The sequence below is a fragment of the Burkholderia sp. AU4i genome (assembly GCF_000466765.1).
Taxonomy (GTDB): domain Bacteria; phylum Pseudomonadota; class Gammaproteobacteria; order Burkholderiales; family Burkholderiaceae; genus Burkholderia; species Burkholderia cepacia.
Map to the genome: position 1 here is coordinate 24,961 of NZ_ASSI01000219.1, position 6,968 is coordinate 31,928.

Annotated in this window: 8 protein-coding genes; all 8 read left to right on the forward strand. The window is 54.7% G+C overall.

Going from position 1 to position 6,968, the window contains the following annotated elements:
* Positions 1-301: 301 nt before the first annotated feature.
* Positions 302-2,341, forward strand: a complete 2,040-nt coding sequence (locus L810_RS37190) for a copper resistance system multicopper oxidase (RefSeq protein ID WP_021163313.1) — start codon at positions 302-304, stop codon at positions 2,339-2,341.
* 8 nt (positions 2,342-2,349) lie between these two features.
* A complete protein-coding gene (locus L810_RS37195; RefSeq protein WP_042977807.1) occupies positions 2,350-3,234 on the forward strand; it encodes a copper resistance protein B in 885 nt (294 codons plus the stop codon).
* Between the two features lie 79 nt (positions 3,235-3,313).
* Entirely contained in the window at positions 3,314-3,700 is a 387-nt protein-coding gene (gene copC, locus L810_RS37200; RefSeq protein ID WP_021163315.1) for a copper homeostasis periplasmic binding protein CopC, read from the forward strand.
* Between the two features lie 5 nt (positions 3,701-3,705).
* Positions 3,706-4,629, forward strand: coding sequence for a copper homeostasis membrane protein CopD (copD, locus tag L810_RS37205; RefSeq protein WP_042977818.1), 924 nt, complete (start codon positions 3,706-3,708; stop codon positions 4,627-4,629).
* Positions 4,630-4,870: 241 nt separating this feature from the next.
* Positions 4,871-5,158 (forward strand): DUF4148 domain-containing protein, encoded by a 288-nt coding sequence (locus L810_RS46400; RefSeq protein ID WP_179945693.1) that lies wholly within the window; start codon positions 4,871-4,873, stop codon positions 5,156-5,158.
* A gap of 460 nt (positions 5,159-5,618) precedes the next feature.
* Positions 5,619-5,855 (forward strand): hypothetical protein, encoded by a 237-nt coding sequence (locus tag L810_RS47785; protein WP_155836452.1) that lies wholly within the window; start codon positions 5,619-5,621, stop codon positions 5,853-5,855.
* Between the two features lie 282 nt (positions 5,856-6,137).
* The gene (locus L810_RS47790; protein WP_155836454.1) at positions 6,138-6,407 is read left to right on the forward strand and encodes a hypothetical protein; all 270 of its coding nucleotides are present in this window, start codon (positions 6,138-6,140) and stop codon (positions 6,405-6,407) included.
* A 252-nt stretch (positions 6,408-6,659) separates the two neighbouring features.
* The coding region (locus L810_RS37210) for a creatininase family protein (RefSeq protein ID WP_042977810.1) at positions 6,660-6,968 on the forward strand (309 nt) is incomplete at its 3' end.

Genomic DNA, 6,968 nt, shown 5'->3' on the forward strand with positions numbered 1-6,968 from the left:
ATCTGGCGGCAATGTGCGTGACTCCGTCGGGCAGTTAGTCTCCCGAGTAACGTTTTGATGGGCGTCAACACGCGGTGGCGCGACAATTTTCTGCTTTCGAGCCCGGGCGGGGCACTGGGAGCCCGTTATGACCACGGAGGAGAGGTTCCATCGAACAATACGGGCCAATGGTTGAGAGGCATCACAGCAGGGACGCCCGACATGTTTTCGACGCCGAAAGCGGATCTTGCGAATTGTTGATCTATGATCCGTGGCTGCCAAGTGGTGAACCTCTAAACCAATATCAACTGGATACTGATAGATGCGATCGAATATCAGCAGACGAACCTTCGTGAAAGGCTTGGGCGCAGCCGGTCTGGTCGGCGGCCTGGGCATTTGGCGTCCCCAGGTGTGGGCAATGTCGAGCCCGGGGCAACCGCGGGTTCTGGCGGGCAACGACTTCGACCTGTCTATTGGCGAAGCGCCGATCAACATTACCGGGCGGGCGCGGACGGCCACGATGATCAATGGGACCTTGCCGGGTCCGGTGCTGCGGTGGAAGGAAGGCGATGTTGTCACGTTACGCGTCGCGAATAGGATGTCCGATCAAACGTCGATTCACTGGCACGGGATTCTCTTGCCCACCAACATGGATGGCGTTCCAGGGCTGAGTTTCAACGGCATAGACCCTGGCGAAACGTATACTTATCGCTTTAAGGTTAAACAACACGGAACTTACTGGTATCACAGCCACTCGTCCTTGCAAGAGCAGACTGGCGTATACGGTCCACTCGTGATCGACCCGAAGGATCCCGAGCCGTTTACGTACGATCGCGACTACGTCGTCATGCTTTCCGACTGGACGGACGAGAATCCCAAACGCGTGAAGGCAAAGCTCAAGAAGCAGTCGAATTACTATAACTTCCATCAACGGACGTTTGTGGACTTCATCCGCGATGCGAAGAAGGACGGGCTGCGTGCGACGTTCGCTGACCGAAAGATGTGGGCGGAAATGCGGATGAGTCCGACCGACCTCGGCGATGTCAGCGCCTACACCTACACCTATCTCGTTAATGGGCTTGCGCCGAACGGAAACTGGACAGGTATCTTCCGTCCTGGCGAGCGCGTGCGTCTTCGCTTTATCAACGCGTCCGCGATGACCTATTTCGATGTCCGCATCCCCGGACTTCGAATGACTGTGGTCGCCGCTGACGGACAGCCGGTCAAGCCAGTCAGCGTGGACGAGTTTCGGATCGCAGTCGCCGAAACTTACGACGTCATTGTCGAGCCGACTACGGAGCCAGCGTACACCATCTTTGCTCAATCCATGGACCGAACCGGATATGCAAGGGCCACGTTGGCGGTGCGCGAAGGGCTCTTGGCACCCGTGCCCGCGCTTGATCCTCGCCCGTTAGTGACGATGGACGACATGGGCATGGGCGGTATGGCGGGCATGGACCATGGTTCGATGGCCGGTATGGATCACGGTTCGATGCAAGGCATGGAGGGAATGTCGAGCATGAGCGGTGACGCGATGCAAGGCATGGCTGGAATGTCGAGCATGAGTGGTGACGCGATGCAAGGCATGACCGGGATGTCGAACATGAGCGACGACTCGATGCAAGGCATGAGCGGCATGTCGGGCATGGATGGCGGTGCAATGAAGGATATGGGCGACATGTCTAACATGGACCACGAGTCAACGCAAGGCATGACCGGAATGTCGAGCATGGGCGGCGACTCGATGCAGGGCATGAGTGACATGTCCGGCATGGATCACGGCTCCATGCAAGGCATGAGCGGAATGAATCACGGTTCGATGCAAGGCATGGGGCCTATGCAATCCCATCCGGCAACTGAAAACGGCAATCCACTTGTTGATGCGCAAGCGATGAGCGCGACCCCGAAGCTCAATGATCCCGGCATCGGATTGCGAAACAATGGCCGGCGCGTTCTGACCTACGCCGATCTACAAAGCACGTTTCCGGACCCGGACGGACGCGAACCAACACGGACGATCGAATTGCATTTGACTGGCCACATGGAAAAATTCGTTTGGTCGTTCAATGGCGTCAAGTTTGGAGATTCGCAGCCCATCCGCCTTAAGTATGGCGAGCGGGTCCGGTTCGTGCTGGTCAACGATACGATGATGACGCATCCGATACATCTGCACGGTATGTGGAGCGACCTCGAAGACGATCAGGGGCGTTTTATGGTGCGCAAGCACACTATCGATATCGCGCCTGGATCGAAGCGAAGTTATCGCGTAACCGCCGACGCGCTTGGTCGGTGGGCTTATCATTGCCACCTCCTCTTCCATATGGAGACCGGTATGTTCCGTGAAGTAGCCGTAGAGGAGTGAGGACTCTCATGTTCGAAAAAAAGCAATATGGGAAATTAGCTGCCACGGCGTTGAGCATGATGTTCACTGCCATCGCGACCGCTCCAGCGGTGGCCGCTTCCGATGCTACGCCTTCTGGATCGAATCAACCGGCGGGAAATAGCGGGTCGATGATTCAGTCGATGGCACCTTCTGCGAAGAAGGTGTCGTCACCGGTGCCGCCATTGACTGACGACGATCGCCAAGCGGTCTTCTCGGGCGGTCATCTGCACGATATGGGCGACAAGGAGATCAACTACCTGTTCCTGCTCGACAACTTCGAATGGCAAAACGGCAGCGATGGCGGTGTACTGAACTGGAATGGCACCGGGTGGATTGGTGGGGACATCGATCGCCTCTGGCTCCGCTCGGAAGGCAAGCGGACGAACAAAGGTCTGGAAGATGCTGAGGTTCAGGCGCTCTGGGGACATTCGATCACCCCTTGGTGGGATGTGGTTGGCGGTGTTCGTCATAACTTCAAGCCGGGGAAATCGCAAACTTGGGCGGCTGTAGGGCTTCAAGGTCTTGCGCTCTACAACTTCGAAACACAAGCCACGGCGTTCATAGGACAAAGTGGTCAAACGTCGGTGCGGCTTGAGGGTACCTACGATTTTCTAATTACGAACCGACTGATCCTGCAGCCATCTCTCGAAGTCAATCTGTATGGAAAGAATGACGAGTCAAGGGAGCAAGGAACTGGCCTAGCCAATAGCTCCTTGGGTCTGCGCTTGCGATATGAGGTCGATCGCCAGTTTGCACCGTACATTGGCGTTACGTGGGACCGCTCATATGGCAACACCGCTCGTTTTGTTGAGCACGAGGGTGGGCGACGCAACGAGGTGTCGTTCGTGGCTGGTGTTCGCGTGTGGTTCTGAAACGTCGGCATCTATACGCATCGATTTACCGTAGGACAACGATACATTTTTCAATTTCAACTTGACAAGGAAGTTTGCCATGTCGCTCCAACACTTGGTTTCGAAAACGTTTATCGCTGCAGCCGCCCTCGTCGTCGCGACAGCCGCATTTGCTCACCCGAAGCTGCTTTCGTCGACACCGCAGGACAACGCTGATGGTCCTGCACCGCAGAAGATCGAGCTGCACTTCTCTGAGAACCTGATGACTCAGTTTTCCGGTGCCAGCCTGATCATGACAAGTATGCCCGGCATGTCGGATCACTCACCGATGAAGGTCGCTGCCAAGGTTTCCGGAAGCGACGATCCCAAGACGATGGTGATCACCCCTTCGCAGGTGCTGACGACGGGTACGTACCGAGTCGACTGGCGTGCGGTGTCGTCCGATACGCATCCGATCACCGGAAAGATCACGTTTATTGTGAAGTGAACACCATGGACAACTGGGTAAACATCGCAATTCGATTCATTCTTTACATGGACCTGATGCTGCTCTTCGGTCTGCCGCTTTTTGGTCTGTATGCCTTGCGGCACCACGAGCGCCAATCGCCTCGGATCACGAAACAGTTTTTTGTCATCCTGGGTGGATCGGCCGTAATCGGGATCGCGATGTCCTTGCTCAGTATGCTCGTTCTGGCGAAGATGATGACGGGCGCAGAAGACTATTTCAGCGTGAGCCAGCACGCTGTCGAGATGATTGTATCGGGCACCGCATTGGGTACGGCATGGGTCCTTCGACTTGCCACGCTAGGTATCGCATTGGCGGCTATGCCACTCTTGGCCCGACGCCCGACGCTCGGATTTGCGCTCATTGCGAGCGCCGGATTGGTCGCTTTGGCAACCTTAGCTTGGGGTGGTCACGGCGCAATGGACAGCGGCGGCAAAGGAGCGCTCCATCTGTCGGCGGATATTCTACATCTTGCAGCGGCAGGGGGATGGATCGGTGCCTTGACGGCATTTGTAATGCTGCTTAGCGTGAACGAAGCATCACCCAGTCAACAGGTCGAGCTTCTGCAGAGGACATTGGCGGGATTTGCTGCGATCGGAACGATGATCGTTTTAACCCTCACTGCAACCGGATTGATCAACTACGGCATGATTTCCGGCGTCACTCTGGACGGACTGACGACGACCCTGTATGGGCAGCTCCTGCTTACGAAACTGGGATTCTTCGCGTTGATGCTTGCGCTCGCTGGCGCAAACCGCTTCCATTTGACGCCACGCCTCGAACAGAAAATGCAGATGGGAGACCACGCCGGTGCTGTAGTAGCCTTGCGCAAAAGCCTGCTGATTGAGTCGGGCGCAGCGACGGCCATCCTCGTCCTGGTCGCTATACTCGGCATTCAAAGCCCGCAATAAGCCGATTGCGGATCTCTCCCCGCGCTCTGCAAATTCGAACTATCCCGTATTATTTCGCATCCGTTCAAGCCTTGTTTGCGGATTGGTTGGCGTCACAGACGCCAACCAATCCGCAAGACAATCAATTTTATCGACCTCCATTCAATGACTTGTAGATTTCAGAAATTTAATCTACGAGCCACCGATTCGACAGGGTGCGGCGAGTAATATTAACTCGTAGTTTCCCGATATGGAGGATTGTATGAAAGTCGCAAGCGTCTTGATTGTTGTCGCCAGCTTCGCCGCAATTTATCCGGCCCTTGCTGATTCGAGTGTCTCTCAGGATAGTGGGGTCGGATATTCGAGCGCTGCAATGAGTCAATCTGGCAATCCGGTGCGCGGAAAGACCAGGGCAGAGGTTTATGCCGAACTGATTCAGGCACAAAAGGATGGTTTGATTCCGAGTGGCAAGGCTGATTATCCGCCGAGCCAAGCCACGATCCAGAGGAATCGCGAGCTTTACCAGTTGCGGCGCGCATCCGTAAACTGACAGCCAGTTTCGACGCGACAGATTGGCTGTACCGATGCCAGCATTTGCTGGCATTTGCAATGATGGCGATTTATTGATTGCCAGATAGGCTGGATGTTTGAAGCATCCGGAATTTCGAAGCGTATAAATCGCCATTGACCAAAACCACGCCCAATAACAGGGTTGGGAGGAGATGTGAAAACCATTGGCGTAAGACGCTCGCTCCTGATGAGTTGCATCCCTTTAATCGTGACCGCATGTGCGGCGCCCAGCATAACATCTGAATCCGGACAGCTCGACCAAAACGAAAATAACGCTAAAATTCAGCTGCCGAAGTCCTACCCATGCCAAAATCTTCATATCAAAACCGGCAACTGTCCGCCGCGGTGACAGGGGGCGTCTCGACAAACGTATGACGCTGCTCGTTCGCTGCCCGAATTGAGTATGAAGCAACTCCTGATCATTTGCGCATGAAAGAGATATGAATGCTATCAAATCGATTGTTACTATTTCCGGCTTTGTTATCTCGATGGTGACGTTGGCGAACGGAATGCCGGAGGGAAAATACAGCAGCAAGCGAGATTATGCTCGCATCTCTACTGATCGAAGTCCTTATTCTTCCTCGTTTTCGGACGATTTAGCAAAGAATTCGGCCTGTGCACCACCATCGCCCACTATTGGAAAATGCGTGAAGAGAGAAACTCCGTCTAACCGTTGACATTCGCGGAAACATCTAAGATAAATCTACCCTGCAATATCGAATTAAACCATTTCGCTATCTGAGGTGTATTCGTGGCAATGGTAAAAATTGGCAGTTTTGTTTCGCCTCGGAAAATTTTTCGTGCAGTCGATATCATCGTGAACGTGACAAAAATGTAATGCTATTGCCACGCTGTTAAAGGGAAATCTCGTGCATCCTTGTAACCAATGCGATCGCACAGCCTCTCATATATGCCACAAATTGCGCGAGCGGTTTGGGTTAATTGACCAGGAGATGAAAATGAAGCAACATGCAACGTTTTTCGCCGTGACCGTCGCATTCCTCTCGAGTCTGCTTGCTGGCCCTGCGTTCGCCGATGCGGATCATAAGTATCCGCAATCGACGAGCACCGATGCAGTTACCAACACGCAAGTGAGCGGTGCTGCCGTGTCCCGAGAATACGCACGGGACAGCTATGGAGCGGAAGCCTCGGGCACTACACAAAGCGGCACACGCTCACGCCCCGATCTGTTCACTGTCAACGGTCGTTCGCTTTACGCCAACCCTTGATATCAAACGTCCACGCGGGTGGGCCACCCCACGCCGTCCTCACCCTAGCGCCTATGCGAGAGTGGCGCTAACCGTGCGGCCCACCCTTTTTACGCCCCGAGCAGTCATGCTCGGGGCGTTTTTTTCGGTTCACGGATCATTTCACAATACGGACCGATTATGTTTCGCGACGTGGAGCACGGCCGTTCTATGTGTAGAAAGTTCGCGTAGACTGGCGAGTCATGTTCCTCTGATTGGTCTGGTGGGCCCGGTATGCGTTTCATCCTTCAATTCGCTTTCGCCCCCATTGTCGCTTTGTCTATGGCTCATCCCGTTATGGCGCAGACGCCCAAGACGGTGCAACTGGAAGACCTGACGTGGACTGAGGTGCGCGACCAAATCCACGCTGGCAAGACCACGATCATCATCCCCATCGGCGGGACCGAGCAAAGCGGACCGTACGTTGCGCTCGGCAAGCACAACATGCGCGTTAAGGTATTGTCACAGCGAATCGCGGAACGGCTCGGAAACACACTCGTCGCGCCCGTAATTGCCTACGTTGTTGATGTCCGCACAGAACTG

What these genes read in the sequence shown, in the direction of transcription:
- copC (WP_021163315.1), top strand. Translation starts at nt 3,314, where the DNA reads ATGTCGCTCCAACACTTGGTTTCGAAAACGTTTATCGCTGCAGCCGCC.
- L810_RS47785 (WP_155836452.1), top strand. Translation starts at nt 5,619, where the DNA reads ATGAATGCTATCAAATCGATTGTTACTATTTCCGGCTTTGTTATCTCG.
- L810_RS37190 (WP_021163313.1), top strand. Translation starts at nt 302, where the DNA reads ATGCGATCGAATATCAGCAGACGAACCTTCGTGAAAGGCTTGGGCGCA.
- L810_RS37195 (WP_042977807.1), top strand. Translation starts at nt 2,350, where the DNA reads ATGTTCGAAAAAAAGCAATATGGGAAATTAGCTGCCACGGCGTTGAGC.
- L810_RS47790 (WP_155836454.1), top strand. Translation starts at nt 6,138, where the DNA reads ATGAAGCAACATGCAACGTTTTTCGCCGTGACCGTCGCATTCCTCTCG.
- copD (WP_042977818.1), top strand. Translation starts at nt 3,706, where the DNA reads ATGGACAACTGGGTAAACATCGCAATTCGATTCATTCTTTACATGGAC.
- L810_RS46400 (WP_179945693.1), top strand. Translation starts at nt 4,871, where the DNA reads ATGAAAGTCGCAAGCGTCTTGATTGTTGTCGCCAGCTTCGCCGCAATT.